Origin of the sequence: Pedobacter sp. BG31, from assembly GCF_042464845.1 — a bacterium.
Classification (GTDB): domain Bacteria; phylum Bacteroidota; class Bacteroidia; order Sphingobacteriales; family Sphingobacteriaceae; genus Pedobacter; species Pedobacter suwonensis.
The window spans coordinates 406,213-423,566 of sequence record NZ_JBHNZK010000001.1 but is presented as its reverse complement, the minus strand read 5'-3'; the positions used below and the strand labels follow the sequence as shown (position 1 = coordinate 423,566).

The following is a 17,354-nucleotide window of genomic DNA, read 5'->3' as shown; positions in this document are numbered from 1 at the left end:
AATTGAAGAATGGATACACAAAATATTAAGCAGCGTTTCGGTATTATTGGTAACTCGCCATTATTAAACCGTGCCATAGATATAGCAAGCCAGGTAGCACCAACTGATATGTCGGTGTTAATCACCGGCGAAAGTGGTAGCGGTAAAGAGGTGTTCTCGCAGATTATCCATCAAATGAGTGCGCGTAAGCATGGTACTTTTATCGCGGTAAACTGCGGTGCCATCCCCGAGGGCACAATAGATTCTGAACTTTTTGGTCATGAAAAAGGATCATTTACCGGTGCGCATGAAGCCCGCAAAGGATATTTTGAGGTGGCCAATGGCGGAACCATCTTTTTAGACGAGGTTGCGGAGCTGCCTTTAGGCACACAGGCCCGTTTATTGCGTATTTTAGAAAGCGGCGAATACTTACGGGTAGGTTCTTCTAAAGTGCAGAAAACAGATGTTCGCATCATTGCTGCCACTAATGTGGATGTATATAACCGCGTTAAAAATGGAAAGTTCCGTGAGGATTTATATTACAGGTTAAATACAGTTCCATTGCGCATACCGGCTTTGCAGGAACGTAAGGAAGATATTTACTTATTATTCAGAAAATTTGCAGCTGATTTTAGCGATAAATACCGTAGCCCGGCATTACATCTGGAGCCGGATGCCATTCAGGTCTTAACCAATTACAGCTGGCCGGGTAATGTCCGTCAGTTAAAGAACATTGCTGAGCAGATCTGTGTGTTAGAAAAAGATCGGAATGTAAGTGGCCAGGCCATTTTGAACTATATCCCGAACGAAGCCGGCAGTAATTTGCCAATGGCAATCAATTCGCAATCCAAAGAAGATTTTACAGAAAGAGATATTCTGTATAAGGTTCTTTTTGATATGAAAAAGGATATGGTTGAGCTTAAAAAACTGGTTGCCGAAATTATTCAGCATGGTGGAAACACTGCATCGGTTTTGGCAGATAATCCGCAGTATATTAATCAGCTGTATCGTGATGTAGAATTGCCTGTCGGACAAGAGCATGCCTTTACCATTCAGCATCCTGCACCAGGCAATAATAACGTAAACAACAATAATAACGCTGATTATTTTGCACACGACGCCGAAGAGGTAGAAGAGTCTTTGTCACTGGTGGATAAAGAATCAGACCTGATTAAAAAAGCGTTAAAAAAACATAAGGGTAAACGTAAGTTTGCTGCACAGGAATTGGGTATTTCAGAACGGACCTTGTATAGGAAGATCAAGGAATTAAACCTGTAATTAATCGCTTGTGTAAGTTTCCTCTAAAGCACGTTTCTCAAAAAACAGACAACTTTTTCGGTAATGATGAAAATTAAAATATTTGCTTTAATCCTGATTACGTCGGTTTTTAGCGCCTGCTCTTATAAATTCAGCGGAGCATCTACAACAGGATTAAAAACGGTGGTTGTTCGGGTATTTGAAAATAACGCGCCTTTGGTGGTGCCAACTTTAAGTAACCAGATTACGGAATCGTTAAAAAGCCGGATTCGTAACCAGACCAAACTGATTATTTCTCCGACAGGTGAGGGAGACGCATCCTTTGAAGGCAGGATAACAGGTTATGATATTAAACCGGTTGCACTTCAAAATAGTGCCACGCCTACTGCAGGTGCGAACAGATTAACTATTACCGTTTCTGTAAAATATAAGAATAATATAAAAGAGCACGAAAAAGAGAGTTTTGAAGAGAGCTTTACCAAATATTTTGATTTTCCGGTTAACGGGGCACCCATCCAAACCTTATTGCCAGGAGCTATCGAAAATATCAACAAACAATTATCAGAAGATATTTTTAACCGTGCATTTGCACAGTGGTAAATAAAGCAGCACTCGAAAAGACAAATTTTTCAAAACCCGTTTACATTTTTTTAACTTAGCGGCAAACCCCGATAATGGATAACAAAAGGCTACTGGCAGATTTAATTGCGCAACCTGGAAAGGTTAGGCCAGAGCATGCATCCATGTTACAGGAGATGGTTCGGCAATTTCCATATGCACAACCCATTCATTTACTTTTAGCCAAGGCCAATGCCTCATTTATTCCAAAGGCCGCATTATATGGTCAGGGACATGTATTGTTTCATGTACTTAATATGGTTCCGGTTGAAGAGGCAGGACTGGAAGAGAAAGCCGATATTGATGTTCCGGTTACCGAACCTAAGCAAGATGAGCAGGAAGTTTTAACGCAGGCAACTGAATTTACTGATAGCATATTAGTTGCAAATCAGGAGGTAAATATAGAAACACCGGACAACCTGCCAGGTACGGACAGGCATTTGATGGATTTGCCATCAGATAACGATTCTTTTATCGAAAGTGTGGCGGCTACTGATTTTTTCGCCTTTGAGCAGAAATTAAGTACCGATGTAGTGGGGGCTGCGCCGGAAATTGAAACGGTGGTACCAGATGAGCCGGAAAGGAATTTTGTTTCGCAGTATAATGATGATAAGCTTCCATATACTTTTCTATGGTGGTTGGCTAAAACCCGTAAAGAGCATGAGCAGATTTTTCAGCCTTATGCACACGCTAATGCTACTCATAATCATAACAAACCGCAGCCGCAAAATAAGCCAACTCAGGGAGGTGCTGAGTTCCAGCAACAGTATGTAGAGCACATTTTTCATATTCAAACCCCTTTTGAGGTAGCCGATCATTTGGCTGAATATCCTGTTGCTGAAATTAAAGATGCAAAGGGCGCCAAAATTATCGAGAAATTCTTAAAAGAAGATCCAACCATCAAGCCGCCTAAGCCCGAACAGATTGATAATGAAAATAAGGCCAAGAAAAGTGCAGAGGACAATTATGACCTTGTTTCAGAGACTTTAGCTAAAATTTATATCGAGCAAATGCTTTATCACAAAGCCATAGATACTTATAAAAAATTAAGTTTGAAATATCCGGAAAAAAGCCGTTACTTTGCCGACCTTATCCAATCTATAGAAAAGAAATTTTAAAATATAATATTACCATGGTAACCTTTTTAATCATTTTATTAATTATTGCGTGTGTAGCCTTAGGCTTATTTGTTTTGGTACAAAATCCTAAAGGTGGCGGTTTAGCTACAGGCGGTGGCACCAGTAACATGTTTGGTGTACAACGTACTGGCGATGTTTTGGAAAAAGGATCGTGGGTACTGTTAACCCTGATTGTGGTGTTAACCCTGGCCGTTACTACAATTGCCAAAACCAGCGGTGGCAGTGCTGCCGTAGGAAACTCAGCTATTCAGGAGCGTTTAGATAAAACACCATCACCTTCTCCAATCGGTGGCAATTTAAACAGCACTCAACCGGCAACTTCAACTCCGGCTAAAACCGACTCGACTAAGAAATAGGTAATACTTATCCATATTTTACAAAGCTTTCCTCAAAAGGGAAAGCTTTTTGCATTTTAATGATGCTGTGTCATAGATATAGATTTTCGTCCAGAGGAATAAGTTATTGTATAAAAATATAAATGACATTAGCATAATGGGGGTAAACCTATCCGCAATGACGACTTTTTTAGGAAGTCTGTCCATGATAGCCTGTCGAAGGTACTGTTTAAATGTCTTGCAAAAGCGTTTCGGCAAGCTCGAAGTAACAAGTTCTAATGGAGTTACAACATATGGTACAGCCTATTGTGTTTTTAGAATTCCGTAAAATGAATGAATAGCCTCTGCCTCTTAACACACATTTAACATAAAAAGCTTTAAATTGCCGCATGAAATTAAGTGTGCTGGTTTTATTTACTGCGCTTGCTGTAGGCCTTTCTATAGGAATGGTTAATTTTTACTTTCAGCATAGCCTGTATTATATGGCCATTTCTTTTGGCGTATCGTTTTTGTGTAGTTTTTTGGTTTTTTATTATCTGCTGGAGAAATACATCTACACCAAAATTAAACTCATCTACAAACTGATCCATAACCTTAAACTGGGCAAAGATTTAAAAGATGCACTTGGTGAGTATGTGAGCTCCGATCCGATTAATGATGTAGAGCAGGAAGTAAAGGAATGGGCAGGCGCAAAGAAAAAAGAAATCGATTTATTAAAAAAACAGGAGCAGTTTAGAAGAGAGTTTCTTTCAAATGTTTCGCATGAGTTTAAAACCCCGCTTTTTGCTATTCAAGGTTATATCGAAACTTTACAGGATTGCCTTGTAGATGATCCCGATCAGGCCGTTCTATTTCTGAAGAAAGCAGAGAACAATGTAGAAAGATTGAGTTATCTGATTAATGATCTGGATGTTATTTCAAAGCTGGAAACGGGAGAGTCGCCAATTAACTTCCAAAAATTCGATTTTGTACAACTGGCGAAAGAGGTAATGGAAAACCTTGAAGACCGCGCCAAAGCAAAAAAAATTAAACTGTTTTTTAAAGAAAAGTATACTGCCATCACACCGGTTTCTGCTGATCGCGAGAAGATCAGGCAGGTATTGATTAACTTAATGGTCAATAGCATTAAATATGGTATTGATGGAGGTGAAACCGCCATTAAAATTTTCGAGCTGCATGACCAGGTTTTGATCGAAGTAACCGATAATGGTATTGGTATAGAAGAAAAACACCTCTCGCGCCTGTTTGAACGTTTTTACCGCATTGATACCCACCGGGCGAGAGAAGTTGGCGGTACCGGTTTAGGGCTGGCTATCGTAAAACATATTTTAGAAGCGCACCAGCAAACCATTTCGGTGAGAAGTACACCAGGTATTGGAACTACCTTTGCTTTTACATTACAAAAAGGCGGGTAGATTTAACATCCTTTTTATTTCGACAAACTCATGATATAGGGGCAAAATGCGCATGTAATAGCCCGCTGATGGCTTAAATGTTGTTTAATTATTCATGATCAGCGAGTTAAAAGCTACACAAACAAGCTACCTCGGCAGAAACAATGTTGTAATTCGTTAATATAATTAATAAATTAACATTAACTTAACATTGAGCTTGTAGCTTTGCAACATATTAAAAATTAACATGAACAATATTTTTAAGTTCTTTACACCTCAAGACAAAAAGTTTCATCCGCTTTTCGAACAAGCTGGTAGCAATGCATTAAAAATTGCTGAAACCCTTTTAGAAATGGTTAGCACGGGTGATGCGGAAAGCAGAAAAACAATTTTTAAAGAAATTGAACGCTTAGAGCATGTAGGTGATGATATTACCCATTCCATTTTTCTTGAACTGAGCAGGAACTTTATTACACCATTTGATAGAGAAGATATTCATGCATTGGCTACTGCCGTAGATGATGTTGCCGACTATATTTATGGTACTGCAAACCGCATGCAGATGTATAACATGATTGCCATTAATGAGCCGATTGTTAAAATTGCCGAGCTTTTGGTAGAAATGTGTACCGATATTGATAAAGCCATTAAAGAGTTGCGCAGTTTTAAAAACATTCGTGTAATTGCTGATGCCTGTATCCGCATTAACAGTGGCGAAAACCAGGCCGATTATGTTTTTACATTAGCCGTGGCACGTTTATTCGAATACGAAACCAATGCGATTGAATTAATTAAACAAAAAGAGGTTTTACAAACGATCGAAAAAGCGACAGATAAGTGTGAGGATGTGGCGAATGTGCTTGAAACGATCTTGGTTAAAAACGCTTAATAAAAAACAAACATGGTAACTACCTTATTGGTTGTTGTTGTAATTCTGGCTATTGCTTTCGATTATATTAACGGTTTTCACGATGCCGCCAACTCGATTGCAACCATTGTTTCTACAAAAGTACTTACGCCTTTCCAGGCTGTTTTATGGGCTGCGTTATTCAATTTCGCTGCTTATTTTTATTTTACCGACCACAAAGTGGCCAATACAGTTGCTAAAACTGTTATTGAAAACTACATTACACTACATGTAATCTTTGCAGGTTTACTGGCGGCAATTATGTGGAACCTATTAACCTGGTGGTACGGTATCCCTTCCAGCTCATCGCATACCCTAATTGGTGGTTTTGCGGGCGCCGGAATGACACATGCTTTACTTACAGGTGCAAGCCCGCTTGATGCGGTAAATATGCAATATGTGATTAAAATTGTATCATTTATTGTTTTGGCACCAATCATCGGTATGATAATTTCTGTGATATTAACACTGATCATTATCAACATCTGTCGTTATGCAAAGCCGGCAACGGCCGAGAAATGGTTTAAACGCCTGCAATTGTTATCTTCTGCTGCACTAAGTTTTTTCCATGGCGGTAACGATGCGCAAAAAGTTATGGGTATTATTGCCACCGCTTTAATTGCTTCTAAAGTAATTCCTGATTTCGAATCGATGCCTGGATGGGTTCCTGTAGCCTGTTATTCGGCAATATCGTTAGGTACCATGAGCGGTGGGTGGAAAATCGTGAAGACGATGGGATCGAAAATTACCAAGGTAACAGCACTGGAAGGTGTAGCTGCTGAAGCAGCCGGTGCAGTTACGTTAGGTATAACCGAACATTTTGCAATTCCAGTCTCTACTACACATACCATTACCGGGTCAATTGTAGGAGTAGGTGTGGTAAAAAGTGTTTCTGCAGTACGTTGGGGGGTAACCATCAACTTAATCTGGGCCTGGATTTTGACCATTCCGGTTTCGGCTACATTGGCAGCCATTATCTATGCCGTTATTTATTACTTAAAATAAAAACAAAATTATCAATATCATAAGAGACCAGGGCATTAGCTTTGGTCTTTTTTTGTTTAACCGCAAAGTGCGCGAAGTTTTTCGCAAAGAGTTTAAGGCGTAAGGTAATAGGAGAATAAGAGCAGCGTTTCTCCTTATTTAGCTGCGATAGAATTAATGAACAATTTCGAATGTCACCCTGAGTGCAGCAAAGGGTCTTTTAACCATGCTTTTATCATTCATTAAAAGATTTGCTTCGCAGAGTCATGTTGTTAACCTCCTTCCAAATGATAGTTAGGATGTATTCTTCAGGATAAAGTCAATGGATTAAATGAGAACATCTTATATTCAATTTTAATCGTAACAATAAGTTCTATATGGGGATTATTTAAAATAACCCAGGCACGATGCTGATTGCAATGGGTAATTGAGCAATCTAAAATTTAACGCTGATCTCTACCGAATCCGTGCCTTTTTTAGGCAATACCCAATCCGGACCTTCCTGAATCAACCGTTTAGCTTCTGCATCAGCTTTTTTATTCAGCGATTTTATGACCGTGATGTTGGTTGGCCTTCCGTTGCTTTTAACTTTGAAACTCAAAATCACAAATTGCTCCGGTCCTTTAGGATTATAAAGTTTATTGTTGTGCACTAAGTACTGGTTGTAGTTAACGGTAGAAACCGGAATGGGCTTCGTAATCTCGTCGGCCGATTTTCCATCCAGGTTTTGTTCTGCACGCAACGTAATTTTTGGCGCGGCAATGTTTTCTTTTTTACGTCCGTTCGAACCTGTAATCAACGCAATCTCATTCAATGATTTATCACCACTCAATGCATTTCGGACCGCATTAGGATCTTGCAGACCAGCTACAGGTAATTCCTTAAAGCCGATAGCATTAATCAGTAAGTCTTTATCTTTAGCATTGCTGTCAGCAGGTAAATAAAAATAGCCTTTGGCATCAGTAGCCGTTACATTTTTAGAGCCGGCTAACTTTACCACTGCTCCCTGAACAGGCTGTCCGTCACTTTGGTTAACCACATTACCACTAAATGCAATTTTGTTCGAGCCTATTGCCGGTTCTGCTGCCAACGCGACCTCATTTAACATCACTCCGCCCGATTTGTAATCGTTAAGGCCTACACGGCTCATTGCTTTTGTGCGACTATTATCAGATGCGATTTTGGCCGCTTTTACTTCGGTAATTGGTGCTGCTGCAGTCTTCGAAACAATATTAGTTTTGGTGTTTTTTGCCAGATCGCCTGTTTTTGAAGCTGTAATTGCTTTATCAATCAAAGCGCTTTGAGTAGCCGTCCGGGTAACGGTATCTGCTTTAGCTTTTGTTTGGTTAGCAGCAATACTTGTCGCACTATCTAAGTGAACCAATACCCCTTCTTTTTTATGTGCAGCGAGTTCTGCATTCCTGCGGTTGGTTTCGCGCATAAAGAATAAAATACTTACTACAATAAAAGCTACAGTTGCGGTTGCTGCGATACTTAATCTTTGGGTGGTGATGCCCCAAAGCTTGCGCTTTACAGGTTTTTCTGATACACGATCATACAGTTGTTTTTGTAAAATAGAAAGCGTTTGCTTGCGTTTTGGCGATTGCTTTAGGCCTTCCAACGCCTCTGCAACAAAAGGATCGTCCAGTGCCTGTTTTTCTACAAAATGCATAGCCTTGGCATCAAGTTTACCATCCAGGTAATCTTCCAGTACATCAATATCTAACCAATCGTTATTCACTACTGTTTTTCTCTATACAAATCTTTAAATTCCGCTTGCCATTTTGGATGTAACTCTTCACTTTAAGCATATCGTAACCCGTAATATCGGCTACTTCTTTATAGCATTTCTCTTGTAAATAAAATAAATCTACACTTTTTCGCTGTTCTTCAGGCAAAGTTTCCATACACTTTTCCATAATGGTAAGCTGCGTTTCTTTTGTGTTGTCAATATCAAGATGCACAAAATCAGTATTTTCCACAAAAGTATCGTCTATGGAAACATTATTTTGCTTTGCCGATTTTCGTAAAGCCATTAAACAATGGTTGCGCGTTAACACATGAAGCCAGCTCTTAAAGTTCTGTACTTCATGTACTTTTAACTTTGTTACCAGTTCTTCAAAAATCTGCATCACCGCATCCTTGCTTTGCTCTTCATCTTTAAAGTAGTTTAGGCAAACCCCGAACACCAAATGCATATACTTATTGTAAAGCGTACCCAACGCGTCCAAATTGCCCGTATTTTTATAATCGGCAATTAATTTGGCATCGTCGTGCTGGGCATTTCCAGCTGTGTTTTTTATAAACCTCAAAAATGGTCGCTATTTCGAATTATCTTCCAAGTATAAAAAATATTTCTGAGTATCGATATGGAAAACCCTGAAGAACTACATCATCCTTAAAAAATTAAGACTATGAAAAAGCTTCTATTCTCTCTTATTGCAATTTTTTTGCTGATGAGTTTCAAACAGTTTGATAGCCGAACGATTACCGGTGTAGTTACTGATGCAACATCTGTTTTACCAGGGGCATCAATTACTTCAAATTATAGTAAACGGGTGGTTACCGCCGATCTGAAAGGCAGATACAGCATCCAGGTAACCGAGAAAGATACGGAGCTAAAGATTTTATATATTGGTTATAAGCCCCAAACCATAAAAATTGGAAAACGCAAAACGATAAACATCATAATGGTTGCAGATACTACTACTTTAAATGAGGTAGCGATTGTTGGTTATGGAATGCAACCAAAAAGTATGATGACGTCATCTGTTGCTGTGCTTTCCAATCGGTCTTTAGCCGGAAGAGTTGCGGGAATAATGGTTTCGAATGGGCAAAAAGGTATGGCGTACAGAAGCGAAGAAAGTTATAAAGGTATTGCTGAAAATACCTTTCATAAAGCAAAAAACGACCCATTGTCTACCTTTTCAATTGATGTTGACGCGGCATCGTATAGCAATGTAAGGCGGTTCATCAACGGAGGTAGCCTTCCCGAAACGGATGCGGTTAGGATTGAGGAAATGATCAACTATTTTGATTACGACTATGAGCAACCAAAAGGCAAAGATCCTGTTCATATCATCACCGAAATGGCCCCTGCGCCCTGGAACAACACACATAAACTGGTGCAAATTGGTTTACAGGCTAAAACTGTTGCGACTGAAAAGTTACCGGCATCCAATTTAGTTTTTCTGATTGATGTTTCCGGTTCGATGAATGCGGCTAATAAACTGCCCTTATTGGTTTCCTCATTCAAATTACTAACAGATCAGCTTAGAGAAAAAGATAAAGTTGCAGTTGTGGTTTATGCCGGAAATTCTGGCGTGGTTTTACCTGCAACACATGGAAATGAAAAAATCAGGATTAAAGATGCCCTTGATAAATTAAGCGCTGGCGGTTCTACTGCCGGTGGACAAGGCATTGAACTTGCCTATAAAATTGCTTCAGAAAACTTTATTAAAGGGGGAAACAACCGGGTAATTTTAGCTACCGATGGTGACTTTAATGTTGGGGCAAGTAGTGATTCGGACATGGAAAAACTGATTGAAAGCAAGAGAAAAAGTGGTGTGTTTTTAACCGTTTTGGGTTACGGTATGGGTAACTATAAGGATAGTAAAATGGAAATACTTGCCGATAAAGGAAACGGTAATTACGCCTACATTGATAATTTAACTGAAGCACGAAAAGTATTGGTAAATGAGTTTGGCGGAACCTTATTTACAGTTGCCAAAGATGTTAAATTGCAAATTGAATTTAATCCGGCTGAGGTTCAGGCTTACCGTTTAATTGGATATGAAAACAGGCTCCTTGCTAAAGAAGATTTTAATAACGATGAAAAGGACGCCGGCGAAATAGGCTCGGGCCATAGTGTTACTGCACTCTACGAAATTATTCCGAAAGGAGTTAAAGACAGCTTTACAACAAGTGTAGACGATTTGAAATATCAAAAAATAACGCCGTCAAAAACCCGCAACTCAAATGAACTGCTTACCATTAAACTTCGTTATAAAGAACCTTCTGGGGGTAGAAGTAAGTTATTGATGAAAGCAGTAACCACCAATACATCAGGCATTGATTCAACAAGCGATAATTTCAGGTTTGCTGCTGCAGTTGCCGAATTTGGTATGATTTTAAAAGGTTCAGCATTCAAACAAAAGGCTAGTTTTGAGCAGGTAATCGCTTTGGCAGAAACAGCAAAAGGTAAAGACAAAGAGGGGTATCGCTCAGAATTTTTAAGCATAGTAAAATCTGCGAAATTAATGGCCAAAGATTTGCTAAGCATAAAAGATAAACTCATCATGAATGAAAAAAATTAATGTTGTATCTGCAGCCCTGGTATTAATATTATTAACAAGCCTAAATGCTGGCGCACAGATTAAACTGAGCGATATATTTAAAAAGGTTACCGGGAAGCAAGGTACCACAACAGCTGCTACCGGAACTCCATCCAATTTCGAAATCGGACAGGGAATTAAAGAAGCGCTACAGATCGGTGTTTCTGCCGGTGCAGACAGACTTTCGGTTAAAGATGGCTTTTTAGGCAATCTGGCCGTTAAAATACTGATGCCCCCTGAAGCGCAAAAGGTTGAAAGAACATTGCGTAGCATAGGTTTGAACAAACTGTGTGATAATGTGATTGTAAGTTTAAACCGTGCTGCTGAAGATGCCGCTACCGAAGCAAAACCTGTTTTTATATCGGCCATTAAACAGATGACCTTAACCGATGCAACCAATATTCTTTTGGGTAGCAAAGATGCAGCCACCGAATATTTTAAAAGGGTAACCACTACTCAATTAATGCAGAAGTTTAGCCCGATTGTAGCGGCAAGCTTAAATAAAGTAAATGCCACTAAATATTATAGTGATTTAACAACGCAATACAATCGCTTGCCCTTAGTAAAGCCGGTTAATACTAATTTAACCGAATATGTTACGCAAAAAGCGATTGATGGCTTGTTTATTGAAATAGCCAAGGAAGAGTTGAAAATCAGAGGTAACCTGAGTTCAAGAAGCACCACACTGCTGCAAAAGGTATTTGGATACGCAGACAGGAAAAAGAATTAGTTTATTTATAGGCCTTAACCTAATGTGGAGACCAATCAAGGGGGACTGTGGTCCGTGGGGACACGGACCATGGCGAGAAATTAGTTTGGTTTTTCGTACGGATACGGACCACGGCAGGTGGTTTTTTGGATTTTAATAGTTCTAGCGCGTACCTACTTTGTGCCTAAACCCGATTGGCGGGGAAAGTTCCCGATTTTTCATCGGGACTTGTACCAAAAGCGGGGCTGCAGTCCGCCAAGAACATCATCCTTTCATTTCCAAAAAAACAATAAATCTAATCCTTGTGCGTATGTACATCTTAATCTTTTCAAGTATAAGCAGCTCCGATACCACGCTTGAAAAAATAAAGAAAATTTAAAGTAATATTGAGTCTCATCCGTTTACTGGATTATCAAGCGAAATTTAGTGCCAACAAACGAACCTCAAAATATCATTTCAACGGTTGCCAATTATGGTAAGCGTTTGTTTAGTTTCATCCGCGGCCGGGTGAATACGGATGAGGATGCAGAAGATATTTTACAGGATGTTTGGTTTCAACTCAGCAATCAGCCAGAAGCTGGAGCCATTGAGCAGATTAGCGGTTGGCTGTATCGGGTAGCGAGAAATAAGATTACCGATAAATACCGCAAGCAAAAGGAAGAATCGTTAGAAGACTTTAGCTTTGAAGGCGAAGACGGCGAAATTAATTTTAAAGAAATTTTACTGGCGGAGGCTTACTCGCCGGAGGAAGAAAGTTTAAAGAAGCTGTTCTGGGACCAATTGTTTTTGGCTCTGCAAGAATTGCCTGAAAATCAGCGCTATGTATTTGTTCAGAATGAATTGGAGGAACGTACTTTTCAGGAACTGGCCGATGAAAGCGGCGAAAACATCAAAACATTAATATCAAGAAAAGGTTATGCGGTAAAACACCTGCGTAACCGTTTACAAAATTTATATCAGGAGTTTATTAACTATTAAATTTACAGACATGATGAATAGAAATTTTAATCGTGGTAAGAAATTCATGTTCTTTTTCCCTGTAGTGGTGCTTATTGCAGCTATTCTGGGCTATGTAGTTATGTATTTGTGGAACTCGGTTTTGCCGGAAGTTGCCCACACGGGGCGATTGAATTATTGGCAGGCCCTCGGTTTGCTTGTGCTTTGCAGAATACTGTTCGGAAATTTTAATAAAGGGGGACACCGGGGTGGCGGCTTCCGTGAGCGTGCGCAAAAGATGCGTGCTAAATGGGATTCGATGAACGAAGAGGAACGGGCAAAATTTAAAGATGAGTATAAGCGGAGATGTGGCGGATGGGGCCACCATCGCAATAAAGAATAGTTTGAAAGCCTCGAAAAATAAATTCGGGGCTTTTTGTTTTATTATCGTTATGGAAGGTATTAACAGATCTCATAAGAATGGTCGTCATTGCGAGGAGGAACGACGAAGCAATCCTAAAACCATCGGTATTTGCCAGTGCATTAAGATTGCTTCGTGCCTCGCAATGACGGCTTTTTTCTATTTGTTGGTGTCTTTCCGACCAACGAGTTAATCTGCTAAAAAGATCCTTCATCGCATTCCATATGACAAACTACCTAATAAAAAAATCAAAATAATTTAAAGTAAAAACAAAGCTGCTCCGTCTTCCTAAATAATTAACCAAAACAACAGTATTTGTATGTCAAATCGCTTAACGCGAATTGGTTATAATGTTTGATAATTATAATAAAATGAAACCATCATGATTTTTAAAAAACAAAATAACCAGAAAAATCATGATAGCTTCACACAAATAAAAACATATACAACAGATGAAAAAAATATTAAAAACGATAGGATTCGGGATAGTAATTGGAGCAGTTGCTTTCTTCACGCCATTTGTGTTTAAATTTATATTGGCCATTATGCTGATCGGTTTAATGTTCAGGACATTTACCAGTAGAAGACATCATTATTTCCACAGCCGATATAACGGTTTCAAGAATCATTACAGTCCGATTGTGCCAATCGATAACCAGTGGTACAGGCCAAATGTACAAGGTAACGGAATAGTTAACCACATTAACATAAATGATTAACCGCCATGAGAACATTTAGAATATTACTGGCATTGGCTGTTGCCGCAGGAACTTTTTACAGCTTAAATGCACTGGCTGTTCAATATGGATACCGAGATCGGTTAGATTTTAAAAACAGGCATTACCATGGGGATTGTAATCACGGGCAACACAGCAAGCGTAGCTTCAGCTATCATCGCATGCCAATGGCCGATACCATCGTCCCGACAGATAGTATAAACAATTTAGATTAGATAAGCTGATGTCAAAAATACTTTTTTTAAGCGATCCGTCTCAAGCCGATGTTAGTCCGATTTTGGGTATGGCAAATGAAATGATTACTAAGGGAGAGCAAGTCACTTTCTTCAGTTCAGATGAATTTAAGGAACCTATAGAACAAATCGGCGCAGACTTTAAGGCTTATAATCAGGAGTTGAATATTTTTCGGGCAGGCAGGGCTCTTAATGAAGAAAAACCTAAATCAGGATTGATCAGTGCATTGCTGGAACCGATGAAATTTATTGATGACATTTTGGTTCAGTTAAGGGGCTTGAAATTTGATTATGCCGTTTTCTCACCCTCTTATCCCTATGCAAATATCATTACACAGTTGTTGGATATCCCGAAAACAGAACAGATAGCCTACCATTAATATTGGCTCAGGCCAACGAATTAACAGAATAATAAACAATTAAAATAAATAAAATGTACAACGAACATAGATGCCATTCAGGCAAGATGCATGGCCGTTTTGGCCGGGGAGCTGGCAGGTTTAGCGGACACTTTGGTGGTCCATTTGGTCATCACAAACATAGCATGTTTGATCAGGGCTTTAGAAAGGTGCCTGCCAATATAGAAGAAACCGAAAGTAGCTTTATTATTGAGCTTTTTGCGCCTGCTTTGGTAAAAGAAAACTTAAAGGTAGTAACCAAGGATGACATATTGACCATTTCTTACCAACCTAAAGAAGATGCTGATTCCAGTAAAAAGTATAGTCGTAGAGAATATAGCAACGGCACTTTCGAAAGGGCTTTCAGCTTAAACGGAAAAGTTTTGGTCGAAAATATCTCGGCCAGTTACACTGATGGAATTTTAAAGGTTACCCTACCTAAAAACCCCGAAACGAATACACCAGAGAAAGATATTCTGGTAGACTAAGTTTCGTCTATTATAATTTCAGGCCCCGATTGTTTACCGCAGTTGGGGCTATTTTGTTTGCTGAAACAGAGATAAGAAATTACCAGATCTTGCCTGGTTGTAATTAAGAAAGCAGAAATTAAATGTAGGTTTGTTATTGGCGGTATTTTAAGGTACTTTTGCTAAAAGACATAAACACAATAGATTGAATTTTAACGACTTTAATTTCAACCCCGATTTATACGAAGGCTTAATGGCCATGGGGTATAAAAGCGCTACTCCAATACAAGAACAGGCCATTCCGGTGATTTTAGATCACCATGATCTGATTGCCTGCGCGCAAACGGGTACAGGAAAAACGGCCAGCTACCTCTTGCCCGTAATGGATAAAATCAGTAAAGCTGCTGTTAGACACAACAATACCTTAATTTTGGCGCCAACCAGAGAACTTGCGCAACAAATTGATTTACAGGTAGAAGCCTTGGCCTATTTTACCAATATCAGTTCATTGGCAGTTTACGGTGGGGGAGATGGTATTGCTTACGAACAGCAAAAACGCTCGATGCGCGAAGGTGTAGATATTATTATTGCCACCCCGGGTAGGTTAATGGCACATCTATCTTCAGGTGTATTAAAACTGGAACATTTACAGCATTTGATTTTGGATGAAGCAGATAGGATGTTGGATATGGGCTTTTACGATGATATTATCCGCATCATTAGCTATCTGCCCAAGAAAAGGCAAACGCTTTTGTTCTCCGCTACAATGGCACCGAAGATAAGGACCATGGCAGGCAAGATATTGCACGAACCGAAACAGATTACCATTTCAATTGCTAAACCTGCTGAAGGGATTGACCAACAAGCCTATAACATTCATGATCAGCAAAAACAGGCTTTATTAACGGAAATTTTCAAAAGCGACCAATACAAGAGCAGTATTATTTTCGCCTCCACAAAAGAAAAGGTAAAGGCATTGTATAAGGCTTTTAAGGGTTTAGGCATTAAGGCTGAAGCTTTTCACTCCGATTTGGGGCAAAAAGAGCGCGAAGATATTCTCCTGGCCTTTAAAAACCGTAGATTGCCTATTTTGATCGGAACGGATGTATTGTCGCGCGGTATTGATGTAGAGGGAATCGATCTGGTGATCAATTATGATGTTCCTGGAGATCCTGCAGATTACGTACACCGTATAGGTCGTACCGCAAGAGCGGCAACAAAAGGTACAGCCATTACGTTGGTTAACGGACGGGATAAGCGCAAGTTTGATAATATCGAAAAATTAATTGAGAAAGCGGTTCCGCGTATGCCGCTGCCGGAAAGTATAGCTGCTATGGAAATTACACATGTAGAGGAAAAAAAGGCGCCGCATAAAGGAAAGAAAAAGGTTTGGCACAAAAAGAAAAAGCCGAAACCCTCAGTTTAAAGTATCTAAAACGCCATAAGACTGTTCTTATTGGCGTTTTTCTTTTATAGATTATCTTTGCGCTATTAAATGGCAAATTTTATTCTTATCGGTTTATGCATTTTGGCGGGCATTCTTTTCAGAAAAAGTAAATCGTTGCCCAAGGATGCACACAAAGGCATCAATGCCTGGATTATTTACGTTGCGCTGCCAGCAGTTTCATTCAAATACCTGCCACACATTGCCTGGACTAAGGACCTTCTTTTTCCAGCTTTGGCTCCGGTTTGTATCTGGCTATTCGGGTGGTTATTCATCACCGTTTACAGCCACATCCGGAACATCCGCAAAGCAAGCTCCGGAGGTTTAAAATTAACCAGTTCTTTAAGCAATACTTCATTTGTGGGTTTCCCTTTAATTGTGGCCTATTTTAGTGAAAAGGAATTGGGTATCGCCATTATCTGCGATCAGGTTACTTTTACGCTGCTATCTACCATCGGCATTATTGTAGCCATCCGGTCGTCACAAAATCAAGAATTAAGTGCAAAAATGGTATTGAAAAAGGTATTAACCTTTCCGCCGCTTATTGGCTGTTTGCTGGCGCTAACGCTGCCGGGTTTCATAGATATTACTTCATTAGATCCATTATTCGAAAAACTAGCAGCTACAGTTGGCCCGCTGGCTTTATTTTCAATAGGTTTACAGTTAAAGTTTGGAGGTTGGTTTAGTGAATGGAAGCATATTAGTTTTGCTTTATTATATAAACTGATTTTAGCCCCTTTGGTGGTGATGCTGGTTGCGATAATTTTAGGAATGAGCGGCACCATTACCAGAATAACTATTTTCGAGATGGCCATGCCAACATTGTTAACCGCAGGGGTGGTCGCCGATCAGTATAACCTAAATCCAAAACTTTCCAATTTAGTAGTGGGGATCGGCATATTGCTTTCCTTTATTACCACGGGTTTATGGTGGATGGTACTCACTTATTCGGGGCTGGTATAAATTTATCTGGTTTTTAACCGCAAAGTTTGCAAAGAAATACGCTGAGAACGCGAAGTTAATTTGGTTTATCTGGTAAGTTGAAGATTTGCGACGGAAACA

General features: G+C 39.5%; 19 protein-coding genes. 17 read left to right on the top strand and 2 right to left on the bottom strand.

What is annotated here, in order from left to right; genetic code table 11:
• The first annotated feature begins 9 nt into the window (after positions 1-9).
• The 7 genes from ACFE6N_RS01855 to ACFE6N_RS01825 all read left to right on the top strand — a co-directional run bounded on the left by ACFE6N_RS01855 (position 10) and on the right by ACFE6N_RS01825 (position 6,634).
• A complete protein-coding gene (locus ACFE6N_RS01855) occupies positions 10-1,257 on the top strand; it encodes a sigma 54-interacting transcriptional regulator (protein ID WP_378933245.1) in 1,248 nt (415 codons plus the stop codon).
• Between the two features lie 63 nt (positions 1,258-1,320).
• On the top strand, positions 1,321-1,836 hold the full coding sequence (locus ACFE6N_RS01850) for an LptE family protein (RefSeq protein WP_378933242.1): 516 nt from the start codon (positions 1,321-1,323) through the stop codon (positions 1,834-1,836).
• 74 nt (positions 1,837-1,910) lie between these two features.
• Positions 1,911-2,972 (top strand): hypothetical protein, encoded by a 1,062-nt coding sequence (locus tag ACFE6N_RS01845; RefSeq protein WP_378933239.1) that lies wholly within the window; start codon positions 1,911-1,913, stop codon positions 2,970-2,972.
• A 14-nt stretch (positions 2,973-2,986) separates the two neighbouring features.
• Positions 2,987-3,349, top strand: coding sequence for a preprotein translocase subunit SecG (gene secG, locus ACFE6N_RS01840; protein WP_090983516.1), 363 nt, complete (start codon positions 2,987-2,989; stop codon positions 3,347-3,349).
• Between the two features lie 368 nt (positions 3,350-3,717).
• Positions 3,718-4,743 carry a cell wall metabolism sensor histidine kinase WalK gene (locus ACFE6N_RS01835; protein WP_090983518.1) on the top strand — a complete coding sequence of 342 codons (1,026 nt, stop codon included), beginning with the start codon at positions 3,718-3,720 and terminating at the stop codon, positions 4,741-4,743.
• A gap of 226 nt (positions 4,744-4,969) precedes the next feature.
• Positions 4,970-5,611, top strand: a complete 642-nt coding sequence (locus ACFE6N_RS01830) for a DUF47 domain-containing protein (RefSeq protein WP_186462304.1) — start codon at positions 4,970-4,972, stop codon at positions 5,609-5,611.
• 12 nt (positions 5,612-5,623) lie between these two features.
• Entirely contained in the window at positions 5,624-6,634 is a 1,011-nt protein-coding gene (locus tag ACFE6N_RS01825; protein ID WP_378933236.1) for an anion permease, read from the top strand.
• Positions 6,635-7,049: 415 nt separating this feature from the next.
• On the opposite strand, the gene ACFE6N_RS01820 is transcribed toward ACFE6N_RS01825, so the two are convergent.
• Together ACFE6N_RS01820 and ACFE6N_RS01815 are read right to left on the bottom strand one after the other, a co-directional pair.
• The gene (locus tag ACFE6N_RS01820) at positions 7,050-8,354 is read right to left on the bottom strand and encodes a carboxypeptidase-like regulatory domain-containing protein (protein WP_378933233.1); all 1,305 of its coding nucleotides are present in this window, start codon (positions 8,352-8,354) and stop codon (positions 7,050-7,052) included.
• Positions 8,347-8,925 carry an RNA polymerase sigma factor gene (locus ACFE6N_RS01815; protein WP_145857969.1) on the bottom strand — a complete coding sequence of 193 codons (579 nt, stop codon included), beginning with the start codon at positions 8,923-8,925 and terminating at the stop codon, positions 8,347-8,349. The genes ACFE6N_RS01820 and ACFE6N_RS01815 overlap by 8 nt, the downstream gene beginning before the upstream one ends.
• Positions 8,926-9,027: 102 nt before the next feature.
• Between ACFE6N_RS01815 and ACFE6N_RS01810 the strand changes: the two genes are divergently transcribed.
• The 10 genes from ACFE6N_RS01810 to ACFE6N_RS01765 all read left to right on the top strand — a co-directional run bounded on the left by ACFE6N_RS01810 (position 9,028) and on the right by ACFE6N_RS01765 (position 17,255).
• Complete coding sequence (locus ACFE6N_RS01810; RefSeq protein ID WP_378933230.1) at positions 9,028-10,929, top strand: von Willebrand factor type A domain-containing protein; 1,902 nt, start codon at positions 9,028-9,030, stop codon at positions 10,927-10,929.
• Positions 10,916-11,677: a DUF4197 domain-containing protein gene (locus ACFE6N_RS01805; protein WP_378933227.1), complete on the top strand. Its 762-nt coding sequence runs from the start codon at positions 10,916-10,918 to the stop codon at positions 11,675-11,677. The genes ACFE6N_RS01810 and ACFE6N_RS01805 overlap by 14 nt, the downstream gene beginning before the upstream one ends.
• Positions 11,678-12,082: 405 nt before the next feature.
• Positions 12,083-12,634 carry an RNA polymerase sigma factor gene (locus ACFE6N_RS01800; RefSeq protein ID WP_090983535.1) on the top strand — a complete coding sequence of 184 codons (552 nt, stop codon included), beginning with the start codon at positions 12,083-12,085 and terminating at the stop codon, positions 12,632-12,634.
• A gap of 10 nt (positions 12,635-12,644) precedes the next feature.
• Positions 12,645-12,995, top strand: a complete 351-nt coding sequence (locus tag ACFE6N_RS01795; protein ID WP_378933224.1) for an HMG-box domain-containing protein — start codon at positions 12,645-12,647, stop codon at positions 12,993-12,995.
• 470 nt (positions 12,996-13,465) lie between these two features.
• Entirely contained in the window at positions 13,466-13,732 is a 267-nt protein-coding gene (locus ACFE6N_RS01790; RefSeq protein WP_378933222.1) for a hypothetical protein, read from the top strand.
• 5 nt (positions 13,733-13,737) lie between these two features.
• The gene (locus ACFE6N_RS01785) at positions 13,738-13,965 is read left to right on the top strand and encodes a hypothetical protein (RefSeq protein ID WP_378933220.1); all 228 of its coding nucleotides are present in this window, start codon (positions 13,738-13,740) and stop codon (positions 13,963-13,965) included.
• A gap of 8 nt (positions 13,966-13,973) precedes the next feature.
• Entirely contained in the window at positions 13,974-14,363 is a 390-nt protein-coding gene (locus tag ACFE6N_RS01780; RefSeq protein WP_378933218.1) for a hypothetical protein, read from the top strand.
• Positions 14,364-14,416: 53 nt separating this feature from the next.
• The gene (locus ACFE6N_RS01775) at positions 14,417-14,869 is read left to right on the top strand and encodes an Hsp20/alpha crystallin family protein (protein ID WP_378933215.1); all 453 of its coding nucleotides are present in this window, start codon (positions 14,417-14,419) and stop codon (positions 14,867-14,869) included.
• A gap of 184 nt (positions 14,870-15,053) precedes the next feature.
• Positions 15,054-16,274 carry a DEAD/DEAH box helicase gene (locus ACFE6N_RS01770; RefSeq protein ID WP_145857957.1) on the top strand — a complete coding sequence of 407 codons (1,221 nt, stop codon included), beginning with the start codon at positions 15,054-15,056 and terminating at the stop codon, positions 16,272-16,274.
• A gap of 69 nt (positions 16,275-16,343) precedes the next feature.
• Positions 16,344-17,255: an AEC family transporter gene (locus tag ACFE6N_RS01765; protein ID WP_378933212.1), complete on the top strand. Its 912-nt coding sequence runs from the start codon at positions 16,344-16,346 to the stop codon at positions 17,253-17,255.
• The last annotated feature ends 99 nt before the right edge of the window (positions 17,256-17,354 follow it).